The following is a 16123-nucleotide window of genomic DNA, read 5'->3' on the forward strand; positions in this document are numbered from 1 at the left end:
GTTGATATCTCATCCCAACGGCACGGCAGGCGATTTTCGACGATCTGTAGATCACCCTGCCAGTTGTTCGACCGCTCGGTGCTGCGGCGAGGTGTACGCGGAGAATCCGGGCTCGAGTAGCGCTAGAGTGCCACCGGGGCGTTGGCTGGTAATTCGCTGAATTGCGTCGCGGCGTGCCGGGTTTCGGTAGTTTGCGCCCTGGCCCTGGAACGGGCGGCAAGTAGTTCGGCGGCGATCGAGACGGCGACCTCGGCGGCGGTGCGCGCCCCGATATCGAGACCGGCGGGGGAGTGCAGACGGGCGAGCGTCGCGTCATCGAAGCCGCCCGCCTTCAGGTCTTCGATGCGTCGAATATGTGCGGACCAGGAACCATTTGCGGCTAGGTAACCTAGCTCGGGCAGTCGCAGCGCAACGGTGAGCAGCGGGATTTCGAACCTCGGATCGTGTCCGAGGACGACAATCGCTGTGCTGTCATCGATTTCGCCCGCCGCCGACAAAGTGTTCAGGTATCGGTGCGGCCAGTCGACAACCACTTCGGCACCGGGAAAGGTCTCCGGCGTCGCGAAGGTGTCGCGGGAATCGCAGATCGTGACGCGGTAGCCGAGCAGTCTGGCCTGGACGGTCAGCGCCGCGGCAAAGGCGTTGGCGCCGAAGATGATCAGCCGCGGCGGTGGGGGGAATGATGCGACGAATACATCGGATTCGGGCAGCGCGACCAGTTCGGTCGCATGCCGCTGCGGGGTGATCAGATGCTGTCCGATCAGATCCGGATCCGGATTCCACACCACGGTGAAGACGGTGACCCTGCGGTGCGCGGCGATTTCCGCTGCGACGGAGGGGAATTCGGGAAAGTACCGACGCGAGAACGGCTCGACGAAGACATCGACCATGCCGCCGGAGTCCAATCCGGGGCCACCGGGCGGGACGCCGAAGCGGTGCAATCCGCGTCGACCGCTGCGCACGGCATCGGCGGCCGCCTCGACCAATGTTGCCTCGACGGTGCCGCCGTGGATCGAACCGTAGACCGCGCCATTGGCATCTACCAGGATCGATGAACCGACCGGCAGCGCTCCGGAACCAACGGTGCGCACGATGGTGGCCAGTCCACCGGTCCGGCCGGAATGCCATACCCGCAATAGGTCGTCGACGATGTCGCGCATCTGCTCAGCTCCACTCACGCATGCGGCGTGGCCGGGAAGTCACGATCATCGCCTGTCGCCAAGTCGTCGCACGTGACGCACACCATATCGCTATTACCCGCCAAATAGGTGCGCCCGCCGGAATCTCTAACCGCGGCTTGATAAACCGAGGTCCAGTGCTTGTCCGACATGACGACCGGATGCCCAGGTGTGGCGTGGAATACAGCCCTGGCAAGGCCGGTCCGTGTCGCGAAGGCCGCGGCGACCACTCGAGCGACCACATCGGCACCGACATCGGGGGTATCCACCGGCATGATCGCGACGTACTCGGCGGGCGTGTCCGCAACGGCGCGCAAACCCGCCCGCAGCGAAGCCCCGAGCCCGGTCGCCCAGTCCGCCGCCCACACATGATCGACACCCTCGGGTAAGTCGACCGCGGCCGGAGCCGGTCCGGTCGCGCCGAGCACCACGATCACCGGATTGCAGCCGCCGTCGCGCAGTGCCGCCACCGCCGACCGCAGCCAGGCGCCGCCCTCGGCCAAGGCCTTGGGCATCCCGTAGCGCGTCCCGGCGCCCGCGGCCAGGACGATGCCCGCGCAGATCGGGTCGGGGGGTGCGGCCATGACAGGACGGTAGCCCGACCGTGTAGCCGATGGGTTACGAAAAAGTGTTTTGACGTCGACAATCGGATATGGCTGCGGGCAATCTGGCCTATGCGGAGAAGTTCGGCCATATCTATCTGGTGTGCGCGACCGTTGAGTCCGGGGACGAGCTGCTTGCTCACCGCCCGGCTCGGGAATGATCCGGCGACCGAAAGGCGGGTTATGCGAACGGAATTGGCGAAGATCAATCGGATTCGGTTGGCGCGGCTGCGAGTCGGGGCTGCCGAATGAGCGAGCGCAGCGAGCGAACATTCAACACAGCCACGATCGGTACGCATGTGCTCGATGCCGTCGCGGGTGTGCCCGCGGCCGGTATCGCGGTCGTGCTCTCTCGGGACACCGAGGTACTCGGTTCCGCAACCACCGATGCCGACGGCCGGATCGCCGCGCTCGGTGCGGCATTGCCGTCCGGCACCTATCGGCTGATGTTCGATACCGGCGCCTACTTCGCCGAGCGCGGGATGGAAACGTTTTATCCGGAGGTCGCCATCACCTTCGTTGTCATCGAGGAGCGGCACTACCACGTCCCATTGCTGTTGTCGCCCTTCGCTTTTTCCACCTACCGAGGGAGTTGAGCCAGCTATGGAATTGACCGGGCCGATCGTGCTGTCCGACAACCGGTACGGCAAGGCGGAGAACCGCATCGTCCGGATCTACCGCGACCGGCCGCGCCACGAGATCCGCGATGTAAACGTCTCCACAATGCTGCGCGGCGATTTCACCGCTGCCTATGTCGCCGGTGACCAGTCGAAGGTGCTGCCAACCGATACCCAGAAGCAGACCGCCTACGCCTATGCGAAAAAGCCTGGGCTGCAACCGATCGAAGACTATGCGCGCGCCCTCGCCGCGCATTTCGTCGACGAGATCGCACCGGTGGACAGCGCGCGCATCGAGGTCGAGGAATATGCCTGGCAGCGCGTCACCGTCGACGGCAGCGAGCACGATCACGCCTGGGTGCGGCAGGGTCCCGAGGTGCGGACCGCGACGGTCACCGTGGCGGGCAAGGCCGACCGGCAACGGGCCTGGGTGATCGGCGGGGTAAAGGATCTGGTGCTCCTCAAGTCGACCGGTTCGGAGTTCGCCGACTTCCTCACCGACGACTTCACCGTGCTCGCGCCGACGCACGATCGGATGCTCGCGACCGCCCTGGTCGCGCAATGGCGTTTCGCTGCCATGACCGGCGTGGACTGGGACGCGGTGTACACCGGCGTCCGGCAGCGGCTGGTCGAGGTCTTCGCGACACTGCATTCGAAGGCGCTACAGCAGACACTCTTCGAAATGGGCAAGGCCGCGCTCGAGGCCTTTCCGGTGCTCGCCGAGATCCGGGTGGCCGCGCCGAACAAACATCATTTCGACTATGACCTGGGTCGGTTCGGTATCGAGAACCACGGCGAGGTCTATCACGCCGATGACCGGCCCTACGGACTCATTCATGCCACTGTCCAGCGGGAAGACGCCCCGGAAGCCGGGCTAGCATGGCTATCGTAGGAGCATGACGGCCACGACGGTCATCGACGGTTGTGCCGTGGCGACCGTCGATCCGAACGGCACCGGGTGCTGGGGTGGGAAGCCGAAATCGGGTCGATCGAACTGGGCAAACTCGCCGATCTCGCGCTGTGGCGGCTCGATACGCCCGCGCACGCGGGTATCGATGATCCGGTGACCGCTCTGCTGCTCGGTTCCGCGCCGCCGCTGGCCGCCTTGATCATCAACGGGCGCATGGTCGTTCGGGATGGCGAGGTGCGCACGGTCGATGAGGAGAAGGTCGGTGGTGCGGTCGCGCGGGCACAGGCGGCGCTGGTGGCGAAGGCGGGATAGCGCCGCCCAATACCCGCGTCCGGCGCTCTCGGGCCTACATCAGCAGCAACGGGAAGGTATTGACGATGGAGTGCGCGGCCACCAACACCCATACATTGCGATACCGCGCCCAGAGATACCCAGCGAACACGGCGTAGGTACCTTGGAACGCCACGATGGCCCCCAGCGTCAGGGGCAGTCCGGTCAGTGCGGCCGAACTCTGTCCATGCGTCGGTAGGTGCAGCAAGGCAAACAGCAACGCGCCGAGCACGATTCCCGGCCAGCGGCCGAACAGCGCCTCCAGCCGAGTCTGCAGCATGACACGGTAGAACACTTCCTCGCAGATATTGGCGGTGAACACGGTCACCGTGGCACCGATGACAAGCACCACCGGATCCGGGTAGTCCGCCGAATTCGGCAGCGCGCCGGAGAAAGGCCCGACCAGACTGAGGTAGCCGAAGATCAGCAACGCGGGAATCGGTGCGAGCCAGCGCCACCACTGCCGGGGCCACCACCAGTGTTGCACCCGGTGTGGTTTCGATATGTCACGCGCCGCGCGGAAGGCTCTGAAGGCAAACCAGGGCAGCAGCAGGAAGAATACCGGCTTGCCGAGGGCCCATACGCCCTGCACGATGTCGCGGGACGTGCCAGCGGCGACGAGCACAAACAATATCAACGGCATCAGCACCGCCACCGAGGCGACTACCGCGGTCTCTCGGATCAGCCCGGCCCGGTCTCCGACAACCTCCGGCGCGAGCCCGGTCGCGCGCGGCGGCACCAGCCGTACCAGCAGCAAGCCCGCGGCGACCGGCAACAACGCGCCCGCCAGCGACAACTGCTCATCGGAGTCCGTGGACGGCATGATCGAGTCGTGCCCGGTGAGCAGCAGGCCGACGACCGCGACGAAGAACACCGCCACCCCACCGGTGAGAATCAAGCTGCCCATGGTTTTCCCGCCGTGGCGGCGGGGAGACGATCCGGCTGCTGTGGTCTGACCAGCGATCGCGACGGTCGGCGCATCGTCGCTGCCCCCCAGGCCCTGTGCCACGTACCTCTCGCCTGCGGTGCTGGCGGCATCCCAACCTTCAGACCTGGACAATGAGCAGGCTCCTTATGTGCTGTTTCGGTTCCGCTCCAGCCTGGGGGGCACGGCAATCGAGACGCAACCTCCGAAAGTAGGACCGGCTGGGCATGCATCGGCAACCTGGTAGGCCATGTGGGAGTAGAAGGCCAGGATCGAAAGAGCGGTGGTGTACCCGAATGTGCCGTCGGACAAGGCCAAAGGTCAACTCATCGATCCGCATGACCCAGCGCCGGGCTCATCCTCAACGGCAATTTCACACCGTACGAACCGGAACCGGTCAGACCGCCGGCCGAACACAAGAGCCGGACAGGCCGACGTGCTGAAGACGTCCGCCCCGCCTGCTGCCGACGGTCGTCGTGATGATCATGGCCAACGCGCATGTGTCGGTCAACGCCAGCTGGGCAGCCAGAGGTGATTGCGCCAGGTGCCGACAGTGATCGGCAACCCGGTGCGAATCGGCCCCGGATACCGGCACACCAGCAGCAGACTCGAGCCCTGTCGCTCACTGGGCGCCGGGATCCGGTAACGGTCGGCTGCGGGGCGGGACGGCGCGGTGTCGAGAATGTTGCCGAGCCCCAACGCGATTCCCATGACCACGGTTCGGTATCGAGAACCACGGCGAGGTCTACCACGCCGATGACCGGCCCTACGGACTCATCCATGCCACTGTCCAGCGCGAAGATGCCCCGGAAGCCGGGCCCGCATGGCTACCGTAGGCGCATGGCGACAACGACGGTCATCGACGGTTGCGCCGTGGCGACCGTCGATCCGAACGGCAGCGAATACCGCCCCGGATATGTGACGGTGCAGGGTAATCGGATCACCGCGGTCGGTGCCGGCGCTGCGCCCGATCTGGGCGCGGATGTGCACCGCATCGACGGCCGTGGCTGCCTGCTCACGCCGGGTCTGGTGAATACCCATCACCATCTCTACCAGTGGGTCACCCGAGGTCTGGCCGCGGATAGCACTCTCTTCGAATGGCTCACCACGCTCTATCCGATCTGGGCGGGCATCGATGCGGATGCGGTTCGCGTCGCCGCGACCGGCGCGCTCAGCGCGTTGGCCCGCACCGGCTGCACCACGTCCAGCGACCATCACTACGTCTTCCCGCGCGCGGGCGGAGACCTGCTCGGCGCGGAGATCGCCGCGGCCGCCGAGGTCGGGTTGCGATTCCATCCGACACGTGGCTCGATGGATCTCGGGCAGAGTTCCGGTGGGCTGCCGCCCGACGACATGGTGGAGACCCTCGACGCCATTATGGCTGCGAGCGCGGATGCCGTCGCGCGCTGGCATGATCCGTCGTTCGACTCGATGCTGCGGATCGCACTCGCACCGTGTTCGCCGTTCTCGGTGACCACCGAGTTGCTGCGCGAATCCGCAGTGCTGGCACGCGATCTGGGCGTAGGTCTGCATACGCATCTGGCCGAGACGACCGATGAAGCGGAGTACTGCGCGGATACATTCGGCTGCACACCCGCCCAGTATCTGGAGCGGCTCGGCTGGCTCGGCCCGGATGTCTGGTACGCGCATGGCATTCACCTCGACGATGCCGCCATCGGCGCTATGGCGAAAACCGGTACCGGAGTGGCACATTGCCCCACCTCGAATGCGCGGATCGGTGCGGGTACGGCGCGCACCGCGGATCTGGTCGCCGCCGGGGTGCCGGTGGGGCTCGGCGTGGACGGTGCGGCGAGCAATGAATCGAGCTCGATGATCGAGGAGCCGCGCAATGCGCTGCTCTGCGCCAGAGCTAAGGGCGGACCGCGCGCGATCAGCACTCGAAAAGCGCTGGAGCTGGCCACAATCGGCGGTGCGCGGGTGCTGGGGCGAGAAGCCGAAATAGGGTCGATCGAACCGGGCAAACTTGCCGATCTCGCGCTGTGGCGGCTCGATACGCCCGCGCACGCAGGCATCGATGATCCGGTGACCGCATTGATTCTCGGTTCCGCACCGCCGCTGGCCGCCTTGATCATCAACGGGCGCATGGTCGTTCGGGATGGTGAGGTGCGCACGGTCGACGAGGAGAAGGTCGGCGGCGAGGTCGCGCGGGCACAGGCGGCGCTGGTGGCGAAGGCCGGATAGCGCCGTCGCACTCACCGGGCCAGCCATTGCTCGATGAGGTCGAGCGTCGCTGCTGAGTGCAGCGGTTCGCCGTCCTCGGCGTCCAGCAGGATCCAGGAGTATGGCGGCCAGGAGTCGCGCATGAGCTGGTAGCCCGCTCGCTCGGCCCGGTCTGTGAGCAGTTGTACTCGTGTGGATTCCGGATCGTGTGTCACCACAAACCTTTCGTTGAGGTCTGCCGGAACGTCATCCCGTCCTCCGGCGCGCTTCGGTCGTTGGGTGGACCGGGATCGCGGCCAGAGCCTGCGAAGTCCGCTCAGGCTGAAATTCCGCGGCCGAACATCTCTGGTGACGGTGACCACTGCTGGACCGCGGCAATACAGTGACCGTGCTCGGCGGCTTTTCGGATCTGTGTCGGGTGAAACGAGGGGTGGCATCGCAAGCCGTCAGATTGTGCCCTGTGAATGTTCTTGCTTTACAAAGAATTTCGCCCGATACCCGTGCCGGATCGCATCCCACAGCGGCGATATTTTTGGGAATCGCTCACGCATCCGGGCCAGATCCGGCGCGGCGCTTGGCGCGGCGCCTTGTCCGCGATGACGGTTTCGGGCCTGGTCCGTGGGCGGCCGCGCTTCCCCGTCGATTGCGATCGAGCCACCTGATCTGCTGGTGGTGCCCCCTTTTTCCGGGCGCCGCCAGAATGCTCGTGAGTCCGGACAGCGGTCGAATCCACGCTGATGATCCACTCGACTTCGCCGATCGAGTCGTCCTTGACGATCACCTCGTCCAGGATGCGCTGCCAGGTCCCGTCGGCGGTCCACGGCCGCAAACGCTCGTGCGTAGTCTTCCACGGTCCGTACCGTTCGGGCAGATCACGCCACGGTGCGCCAGTGCGTAGCTTCCACAGGATCGCGTTGATCACCTGCCGATGATTCCGCCATCGCCGGCCACGACCCGGCGCCGGCAGCATGGGCTCGATCCTCCTGACCAGGCGGTACTGCTGGATACTGGAACAGAGATGTCTCGGACTGCGCGGCGCGGCGCTGAGGCGTGGGTGCTCGATTCGGCGGGTAACGGCCGCGCAGCCTGGGGCGGGTGTCGCGCAACATCGCGGCAACCAACAGCTTCTACTGTGGCGACAGCGGTAGTGAAGCGAGGTGTGGCGTGGATCTGGACACGATTCGGGATGTGATTGTGGCTCGGGGGCGGTCCGACCTGGCTTTTGTAGGCGAGGGTTGTGGGGTGCTTGCCGGGGGGACATTCTTGTTCTCCGAGCCGCAGGAGGGGATGGATCGGCTGGTCGATATCACTGCGCTCGGGTGGCCCGCGTTGGCGGAGACGGACGAGGGGCTGGAGATCGCGGCGACCTGCACGTTGGCGGAGTTCGCGGGGGCCGTGCCAGGGCGGGAGTTGGGGGTGGAGGTATTGCGGGCGCAGTGGCCGGGGACGGCATTGTTCGCACGGGCGTGCCGGGCGTTGGTGGCGTCGCACAAGATATGGCGGACGGCGACCGTGGGTGGGAATGTGTGTCTGTCGTTGCCCGCTGGAGCGGTGTTGGGCGCGTTGGTGGCATTGGACGGTGTCGCTATGGTGTGGTCGCCGGATGGTTCCGATCGGCGGATTCCCTTGCGGGAGTTCGTGCTCGGTCCTGGACATACTGTGCTCGGCTCGGGTGAGGTGTTGCGATCGATTACCGTTCCGACTCGAACTCTGCACGCGCGCACTGCTTTCCGAAAGATCGCGCTGGCTCCGCTAGGTCGTTCCGGTGCGGTTGTCATGGGTCGCCGCGAGGCGGAAGGCCGCTGCGCGCTGACCATAACCGCGGCGACGACCCGGCCGACAGTGCTGGATTTCGATGAGACGCCCGGTGCTGCCGAGGTGCGGGGTGCGGTAGCCGCCATCGACCCAACGCTCTGGTTCGACGATCCGCACGGAGCGCCGGACTGGCGTCGCCATGTCACAGGCGTGCTCGCCCGCGAGGTCGCGGCCGAGCTACGCACCGAAGTCGGTGATGGGCAATGAGATTCGAGGTCGACGGTCAGTCTGTGCAGACCGAACCACGTCCTGGCCAGTGCCTGCGCACGTTATTGCGCGAACACGGCTTTTTCGCCGTGAAGAATGGTTGTGATGCGGGCGATTGCGGTGCGTGCACCGTGCAACTCGACGGTGTGCCCGTGCACTCGTGCATCATTCCCGCCTACCGTGCCGCCGATCGCAGCATCACCACCGCCTCCGGTCTCGGCACTGACGAGGATCCGCACCCGATGCAACAGCGCTTCATCGACACCGCCGCCTTCCAATGCGGCTTCTGCACCGCGGGCATGGTGGTGACCGCGGCGGGTCTCGGCTGCGGCGGCCCGAACGCCCCGGAACCGGACGCGCTACCGGAGCTCATGAAGGGAAACCTGTGCCGCTGCACCGGTTATCGCGCTATCGCCGATGCCATCGGCGCGGTGTTCGGCCGTGATGTGGTCGCTGGCGTCGAGCGCGGCGTGGTGTCTGGTTCTCGCCCTGATGCGGTCGCTGGCGTCGCCTCCGATTCGGTACCCGATACACCGACGACTGCCATGGCGGACGGGACGGATCGCGTCGAGCCGCCCCGGAGCGCCGGTTCGGGTACCCGGCCCGAACTACCGGACGACGTCGCCCGCGGACGAGCGGGCCGCGGCGTCGGCGCGCCCGCCGGACCCCGGATCGTCACGGGCACAGAACCATTCACCTTCGACATCCTGCCTCGTGATGCCGCGGCCGACGTGGACGCCGCCGCGGCACCACCCGCGGCCCCACTGCATATCGCGGTCCTGCCGAGCCCGCACCCACATGCGCGGATCGTCGCCATCGATACCACCGCGGCCGAGGCACTGCCGGGCGTGCACGCGGTGCTCACCTACGCGGACGCGCCCGATATCGCCTTTTCCACCGCGCGCCACGAACTTCGAGCCGACGATCCGGATGACACCTATGTGCTGGATCGCACGATGCGTTTCGCCGGACAGCGGGTGGCCGCCGTGGTCGCCGCAAGCCTGGATATCGCTCGCGCGGGTTGCCGCGCCCTGCACGTCGAGTACGACATCCTGCCCGCGGTATTCGATCCCGCCGAGGCATTGCTGCCGGATGCGCCGAAACTGCATGGCGGTAAACCGGATTCGGCTCGCATCGCCGATACCGAACGCAATCTGATCGCGGAGATCAATGGCGAGGTCGGCGATGTGGCGGCGGGCGTCGCCGCGGCGGCGCGGGTGGTCAGTGACGTATGGCATTCGCCGCGCGCCCAGCACGTACATCTGGAAACCCACGGTGGTATCGGCTGGTTGGACGCGGACGGCAGGCTGGTCATCCGCTGCAGCACGCAGGTGCCGTTCCTGGTACGCGACGAGCTGTGCCAGATCTTCGGGCTGCCGCGGGACCGGGTGCGCGTATTCGCCAAGCGCGTCGGCGGCGGGTTCGGCGCCAAACAGGAGATGCTGGCCGAGGATCTGATAGCACTGGCGGTACTGCGCACCGGACGTCCCGTGCAGTACGAATTCACCCGCACCGACGAATTCACCAGTGCCACCTGCCGTCATCCGATGCGGGTCTCGGTCATCGCGGGCGCGGATGCCGACGGCCGGTTGACGGCGCTGTCGATCGACGTGCTCGCCGATTCCGGGGCCTACGGCAATCACAGTACCGGCGTGCTGTGCCACGGCGTCGGCGAATCCATCGAGGTATATCGCTGCGCCAATAAGCGCGTCGCGGCGAAGATGGTGTACACCAATAACATTCCCTCCGGCGCATTCCGTGGGTATGGCCTCGGACAGGTCATCTTCGCCGTCGAATCGGCCCTGGATGAACTGGCGCGGGCACTCGCTATCGACCCGTTCGAATTCCGCCGCCGCAATGTCATCGTTCCCGGTGACGCGTTCGTCGGCGCGGAAGTGCGCGACAGCGATCTGGACTTCGGCAGCTACGGTCTCGATCAATGCCTCGACCTGGCCGAACGAGCCCTGCTGCGCGGCAATGGCGTGCGCGCGCCGGGGCCGGACTGGCGGGTGGGCACCGGTATGGCGCTGGCGATGATAGCCACCATCCCACCGCGCGGCCACCGTTCCGAGGCAACCGTCACTCTGCTGCCCGACGGACGCTACGAACTCCGCGTAGGCACTGCGGAATTCGGCAATGGCACCACTACAGTGCACGCTCAACTCGCGGCGACGGCGCTGCACAGCGACGTGCGCCGCATTGTGATCCGCCAATCGGATACCGATATCGTCGGCCACGACACCGGCGCCTTCGGGTCCACCGGCATCACCGTCGCGGGCAAGGCCGCCTACGCCGCGGCCGTGGCATTGCGTGAGCACATCCTGGTCCGGGCCGCCAAGCTGACCGGTCGCGCCGAAGCGGAGTGTGTGCTGGTGGCCGATGGCGTCCGCTGCGGCGATCGATTGATCGGCGCCACCGAACTCCTGGCCGACGGTGCGTTGTCCGGACACGGCGAACACGCGGGCAGCCCGCGATCGGTCAGCTTCAATGTGCAGGCGTTCCGGGTTGCTGTGCGGGCGGCGACCGGGGTGGTGCGCATCCTGCAATCCATCCAGGCCGCCGACGCGGGTACGGTGCTCAACCCGGTGCAGTGCCGTGGTCAGGTAGTCGGTGGTGTCGCACAGGCCATCGGCACCGCGCTCTACGAGGGCATGCGCTCCGCGCGGGGTGTGGTCACCACACAGACGCTGCGGCACTATCACATCCCGCAGCTCGCCGATCTGCCGCACACCGAGGTCTACTTTGCCGAAACCGTCGATGACCTGGGCCCACTCGGTGCCAAGTCGATGGGCGAATCCCCGTACAACCCGGTTGCCCCCGCACTGGCGAATGCCATCCGCGATGCTGTCGGGGTACGACACACCGGTCTGCCGATGACGGCGGACCGGATCTGGCGGGCCCTTCAGGGAGCAGACCAGCGGTGAGCGAACACTGGCGCCGCACCCATCCGCCGATCGGCGGCGACAAGCGGCGGTATGCCCGATCGCATCAGGCGAACAGATCGCGGACGAACGGCAGTGAATCCGACAGCGACGCGTTGACCGTACCGTCGTGATCGTCGGGGTAGACGTGCAAGGTGACCGGCTGCCGGTTGGCCGCGAGCACCGCGCCGAATCGCAGCGTCTCCGGGGTGATCACATCCGTATCGCGCAGGCCCTGGCCCAGGAACAGCGGCCTGTCGTAACCGGATTCGGGCAGGCCCAGATACCCGGACAGCAATCCGTGCAGATTCGGAATCTGCGCCAGCGGCCGCGCGAACAGGTCGCCGACCAGCACCCCGTCCGCGCCGAGGGCCTCGGCCAGCGGGGTGACGCACACCTCCCGGGCCCTGGTGAGCCATGCGCGGCCGGAGTCGGTCAGGAAGGACTCGATGTCGAGCTCCGGATAGGTGGTGCGCAATCCGTTCAGGATGTAGAGCACGTACGCGGTGCTGTGCTGGTTCAACGTGATCGGCGGCACCTGCGGCCCGAGGAACTGCAGGATGTCTTCGATATACGCGGGCACGCCGGTGCCGACCGCACCGCGGTAATCGAGTTCCGGTCCGCCGAATTCGGTCGCGTACCGGGCGGTGAACACGGCCGCGCCGCCGCCCTGTGACTGTCCGACGACCACCCATTTCCGTGCCAGCGACGAGTACTGCCTGGTGGCGGCCTTGACCGCGTCGACGACATTGTGCGCCTCGACGAGTCCGTCGAGGTAGGGATGATCGCCCGGCGTACCGAGTCCGGCATAGTCCGCGGCCACGATCGCGTACCCCTGCCGCAGCCAAGTCGCCAGATACGCCCAGTCCCGTTCCACCGCGCTGGGGCCGGCGATGCTGTAGGCGCAGTCGTCCGCGAGGCCGACCGTGCCGTGCGCCCAGGCGATCACCGGCCAACCTCCTGCGGGTGCGTCCCCGGGTGGGAAGTAGACCGCGGCGCTGGCCACCGTCGGCGCGCCGTTCGTGGTGGTCGTGTCGTACAAGATGCGGCTGGAATCCACCGAACCGGGCGGCGTCGCCACCGCGGCCAGCGGCGCGACGGATGTCACCGTGCCCGGATCGGCGCTCGCCGCAGGCAGCTGTGGTAGCCCCAGACCACATATGACGGCAACGGTGAACCACAGTTTCCGCATGGAAGCTCCTCTCGGACGTTGAACGTCCGTCCGCGCTGGACTCGATCTTTCCGATCGAACCACCGGCGTCCCATCTCGAGGTGGCGGCGGCCACACGGATGTTTGTGAAGGTGCTCACAATTCGGAATGCCTGGCGTGTCGGATGGCGACGCGTTGGGCGATCGCAAACAGTACGAGCGTTACGCTAAAATCCCACGTCAGAGCTACCGGCGGGTAGGTTGCACGTCCGCAATTCGCGGGCAAATTTCGCAGAGTTAACAAAGGTTGGTCGAAACCTAACTCGAATTCACACTTGCAACAGGTAGACGGCTATTTCCTGGTGTGCCATCGTGTGGAAGTACACCCCATGGGCCTAGCAAGCCTGCAAATTGCCGCCACAGCAGCTCGAGCGATGCTCGACCGTGGGGCACCGAAACGAAGAAGTGGAGTCAGAGATGTCGAACGTCGGCACCCCGAAGACCGCTGCGCAGATTCAGCAGGATTGGGACACCAACCCGCGCTGGAAGGGCATCACCCGCAACTACACCGCCGAACAGGTGTCGAAGCTGCAGGGCACTGTCGTCGAAGAGGCCACCCTCGCCCGTCGTGGCTCGGAGATCCTCTGGGACCTCGTCAACAACGAGGACTACATCAACTCCCTCGGCGCCCTCACCGGCAACCAGGCGGTCCAGCAGGTCCGCGCCGGCCTGAAGGCCATCTACCTGTCCGGTTGGCAGGTCGCCGGTGACGCGAACCTGTCCGGCCACACCTACCCGGACCAGTCGCTGTACCCGGCCAACTCGGTGCCGTCCGTGGTCCGCCGCATCAACAACGCGCTGCTGCGCGCAGACGAGATCGCCAAGGTCGAGGGCGACACCTCCGTCCAGAACTGGCTGGCCCCGATCGTCGCCGACGCCGAGGCCGGCTTCGGTGGCGCGCTGAACGCCTACGAACTGCAGAAGGCCATGATCGCCGCCGGTGCCGCCGGTGTGCACTGGGAGGACCAGCTGGCCTCCGAGAAGAAGTGTGGCCACCTGGGCGGCAAGGTGCTGATCCCGACCCAGCAGCACATCCGCACCCTGACCTCCGCGCGTCTCGCGGCCGACGTCGCCGACGTGCCTTCGGTCATCATCGCGCGCACCGATGCCGAGGCCGCCACTCTGATCACTTCGGACGTGGACGAGCGCGACCGTGAGTTCCTGGACGGCACCCGCACCGCCGAGGGCTTCTTCGGTGTGCAGAACGGCATCGAGCCCTGCATCGCGCGTGCCAAGGCCTACGCCCCCTACGCCGACCTCATCTGGATGGAGACCGGTGTGCCGGACCTCGAGGTCGCCCGCAAGTTCGCCGAGGCCGTCCGCGGCGAGTTCCCGGATCAGCTGCTGGCCTACAACTGCTCGCCGTCCTTCAACTGGAAGGCGCATCTGGACGACGCGACCATCGCGAAGTTCCAGCGTGAACTCGGCGCGATGGGCTTCAAGTTCCAGTTCATCACCCTGGCCGGCTTCCACTCGCTCAACTACGGCATGTTCGACCTGGCCTACGGCTACGCCCGCGAGGGCATGACCGCCTTCGTCGACTTGCAGGAGCGCGAGTTCAAGGCCGCGGCCGAGCGCGGCTTCACCGCGATCAAGCACCAGCGTGAGGTCGGTGCCGGCTACTTCGACACCATCGCCACCACCGTGGACCCGAACACCTCGACGGCGGCCCTGAAGGGGTCCACCGAAGAGGGGCAGTTCCACTGAGCTGACGTGAACGATGGCCATCGCTCGGTCTGAGTCGGTCGAACACCGGGGTGTACCAGAGTTCGATGCTGAACCGATCCCGACGGAGCGAGTCTTACGAGCGACCATCGGACACCGCCCTCCCCGCTGAACAGCCCCAGCGGGGAGGGCATCCCTATACCTTGGACGATCGAAGGATCCGCTCACATCCGAGCGACCTTCGCCACCAGCCACCCGACAGCCAGACAAAACCAGCAGGAGCGGGACGTGAGCAGCGAGAAGATTCAGCGCGTCGGTATCATCGGCGCCGGCCAGATGGGTGCGGGAATCGCGGAGGTGTGTGCCAGGGCGCATATCGACGTGCTCGTCTACGAACAGACTCGGGAACTAGCGGCGGCGGGCCGCGCTCGCATCCTGCGCTCGCTGGACCGTGGCGTCAGCAGCGGCAAGATCACCGAGCGTGAACGCGAACAGGCCGCGTGGCGGCTGCGGTTCACCTCCGACCTCAGCGATTTCGCCGACCGCCAGCTGGTGGTCGAGGCGGTGCTAGAGGACGAGAAGGTGAAGACCGCCATCTTCGCCGAACTCGACAAGGTCGTCACCGATCCGGATGCCGTACTGGCCTCCAACACCTCCTCCATCCCGATCATGAAGATCGCCGTCGCCACTGCCAACCCGGAGCGCGTGGTCGGCATGCATTTCTTCAACCCGGTGCCGGTGCTGCCGCTGGTCGAGCTGGTCACCACGCTGAAGACCAGCGAGTCGGTGTCCGCGCGGGCCGAGACCTTCGCCGGCGATGTGCTCGGCAAGCAGGTCGTGCGCTCGGCCGACCGCTCCGGCTTCGTGGTGAACGCGCTGCTGGTGCCGTACCTGCTCTCGGCCATCCGGATGGTCGAATCCGGCTTCGCCACCAAGGAAGACGTCGACAAGGCGATGGTGCTCGGCTGCGCCCACCCGATGGGTCCGCTGGCGCTGACCGACCTGGTCGGCCTCGACACCGTGAAGTCCATTGCCGACTCCATGTACCAGGAGTTCAAGGAGCCGCTGTACTCGGCACCGCCGCTGCTGATGCGCATGGTGGAGGCCGGGCTGCTCGGCAAGAAGACCGGCGCGGGCTTCTACCAGTACAACCGCGCTTGAGCTGAGTCGAGCGTGCAACCTGTGGGTGTCAGGGGTCCGTTCGGTACCCAGGTAAGCATGACGAAGCGAGTCGTACGAGCGAGGAGTTCGCGGCTCGTCTGGTGTTCGCGCGGATGCGTGGCGGTCGACTCGACCGAGTCGACGAAGCCCATACGCCATCGCCGCGAGTCTCGACTATCGGTCACGCATACATCCACTGCTGAACTGCCCGCCCAGGCGACCCCAACGGAGCGAGTCTTACGAGCGACCGGTTCGCGGCCCGTCTCGCGTCCGCGCCGAAGGTGCGGCCGTCGAACACAGCCGAGTCGTCGAAGCGCATGCGCCGCAGGCGCGAGTCTCGACGGCGCCGCTAGCGACTGCTTGCAGGTCGCTCGAAAGGGTCGGCTCGCGAGACACCAGGGG

At 66.3% G+C, this 16123-nt stretch carries 13 protein-coding genes and 4 pseudogenes; 10 read left to right on the forward strand and 7 right to left on the reverse strand.

All coding sequences use genetic code 11. The features are described from left to right. Window positions 1–122: 122 nt before the first annotated feature. Window positions 123–1160, reverse strand: a complete 1038-nt coding sequence (locus AB0L63_RS14815) for an XdhC family protein (RefSeq protein ID WP_364500247.1) — start codon at window positions 1158–1160, stop codon at window positions 123–125. A 14-nt stretch (window positions 1161–1174) separates the two neighbouring features. Further along, the gene (locus tag AB0L63_RS14820; RefSeq protein ID WP_364499896.1) at window positions 1175–1762 is read right to left on the reverse strand and encodes an NTP transferase domain-containing protein; all 588 of its coding nucleotides are present in this window, start codon (window positions 1760–1762) and stop codon (window positions 1175–1177) included. Between the two features lie 59 nt (window positions 1763–1821). Here AB0L63_RS14820 and AB0L63_RS14825 point away from each other — a divergent pair. The 4 genes and pseudogenes from AB0L63_RS14825 to AB0L63_RS14840 form a co-directional block, all read left to right on the forward strand. Beyond that, window positions 1822–2032 (forward strand): annotated as a pseudogene (locus AB0L63_RS14825) (2-oxo-4-hydroxy-4-carboxy-5-ureidoimidazoline decarboxylase); the annotation flags it as partial. Then, complete coding sequence (gene uraH, locus AB0L63_RS14830; RefSeq protein WP_364499898.1) at window positions 2029–2376, forward strand: hydroxyisourate hydrolase; 348 nt, start codon at window positions 2029–2031, stop codon at window positions 2374–2376. The pseudogene AB0L63_RS14825 and the gene uraH, both read left to right, overlap by 4 nt. 7 nt (window positions 2377–2383) lie before the next feature. Next, a complete protein-coding gene (gene pucL / locus AB0L63_RS14835) occupies window positions 2384–3289 on the forward strand; it encodes a factor-independent urate hydroxylase (RefSeq protein ID WP_364499901.1) in 906 nt (301 codons plus the stop codon). A gap of 63 nt (window positions 3290–3352) precedes the next feature. After that, window positions 3353–3619 (forward strand): annotated as a pseudogene (locus AB0L63_RS14840) (8-oxoguanine deaminase); the annotation flags it as partial. A gap of 34 nt (window positions 3620–3653) precedes the next feature. On the opposite strand, the gene AB0L63_RS14845 reads toward AB0L63_RS14840, so the two are convergent. After that, window positions 3654–4697 (reverse strand): type II CAAX endopeptidase family protein, encoded by a 1044-nt coding sequence (locus tag AB0L63_RS14845; RefSeq protein ID WP_364499904.1) that lies wholly within the window; start codon window positions 4695–4697, stop codon window positions 3654–3656. A 372-nt stretch (window positions 4698–5069) separates the two neighbouring features. Continuing rightward, complete coding sequence (locus tag AB0L63_RS14850) at window positions 5070–5273, reverse strand: hypothetical protein (protein WP_364499907.1); 204 nt, start codon at window positions 5271–5273, stop codon at window positions 5070–5072. A gap of 8 nt (window positions 5274–5281) precedes the next feature. Here AB0L63_RS14850 and AB0L63_RS14855 point away from each other — a divergent pair. Both AB0L63_RS14855 and AB0L63_RS14860 read left to right on the forward strand, forming a co-directional pair. Beyond that, window positions 5282–5398, forward strand: a pseudogene (locus tag AB0L63_RS14855) (urate oxidase); the annotation flags it as partial. Window positions 5399–5402: 4 nt separating this feature from the next. Then, entirely contained in the window at window positions 5403–6764 is a 1362-nt protein-coding gene (locus tag AB0L63_RS14860) for an 8-oxoguanine deaminase (protein ID WP_364499910.1), read from the forward strand. Window positions 6765–6775: 11 nt separating this feature from the next. Here the strand turns inward: AB0L63_RS14860 and AB0L63_RS14865 are convergent, their stop codons facing one another. Together AB0L63_RS14865 and AB0L63_RS14870 are read right to left on the reverse strand one after the other, a co-directional pair. Next, on the reverse strand, window positions 6776–6958 hold the full coding sequence (locus AB0L63_RS14865; RefSeq protein WP_364499913.1) for a hypothetical protein: 183 nt from the start codon (window positions 6956–6958) through the stop codon (window positions 6776–6778). A 371-nt stretch (window positions 6959–7329) separates the two neighbouring features. Beyond that, a pseudogene (locus AB0L63_RS14870) lies at window positions 7330–7749 on the reverse strand (IS5 family transposase); the annotation flags it as partial. A gap of 236 nt (window positions 7750–7985) precedes the next feature. On the opposite strand from AB0L63_RS14870, the gene AB0L63_RS14875 reads away from it, so the two are divergent. Next, window positions 7986–8765: an FAD binding domain-containing protein gene (locus AB0L63_RS14875; RefSeq protein WP_364499916.1), complete on the forward strand. Its 780-nt coding sequence runs from the start codon at window positions 7986–7988 to the stop codon at window positions 8763–8765. Next, window positions 8762–11689: a molybdopterin cofactor-binding domain-containing protein gene (locus AB0L63_RS14880; RefSeq protein ID WP_364499919.1), complete on the forward strand. Its 2928-nt coding sequence runs from the start codon at window positions 8762–8764 to the stop codon at window positions 11687–11689. Before AB0L63_RS14875 ends, AB0L63_RS14880 begins: the two co-directional genes overlap by 4 nt. A 64-nt stretch (window positions 11690–11753) precedes the next feature. Here the strand turns inward: AB0L63_RS14880 and AB0L63_RS14885 are convergent, their stop codons facing one another. After that, window positions 11754–12878, reverse strand: a complete 1125-nt coding sequence (locus tag AB0L63_RS14885) for a lipase family protein (protein WP_364499922.1) — start codon at window positions 12876–12878, stop codon at window positions 11754–11756. 434 nt (window positions 12879–13312) lie between these two features. Between AB0L63_RS14885 and aceA the strand changes: the two genes are divergently transcribed. Next, window positions 13313–14602 (forward strand): isocitrate lyase, encoded by a 1290-nt coding sequence (gene aceA / locus AB0L63_RS14890; RefSeq protein WP_364499925.1) that lies wholly within the window; start codon window positions 13313–13315, stop codon window positions 14600–14602. A gap of 246 nt (window positions 14603–14848) precedes the next feature. After that, window positions 14849–15721, forward strand: coding sequence for a 3-hydroxybutyryl-CoA dehydrogenase (locus AB0L63_RS14895; RefSeq protein WP_364499927.1), 873 nt, complete (start codon window positions 14849–14851; stop codon window positions 15719–15721). The last annotated feature ends 402 nt before the right edge of the window (window positions 15722–16123 follow it).

The organism is Nocardia sp. NPDC051990, from assembly GCF_040680755.1.
In the GTDB taxonomy this organism is placed as follows: domain Bacteria; phylum Actinomycetota; class Actinomycetes; order Mycobacteriales; family Mycobacteriaceae; genus Nocardia.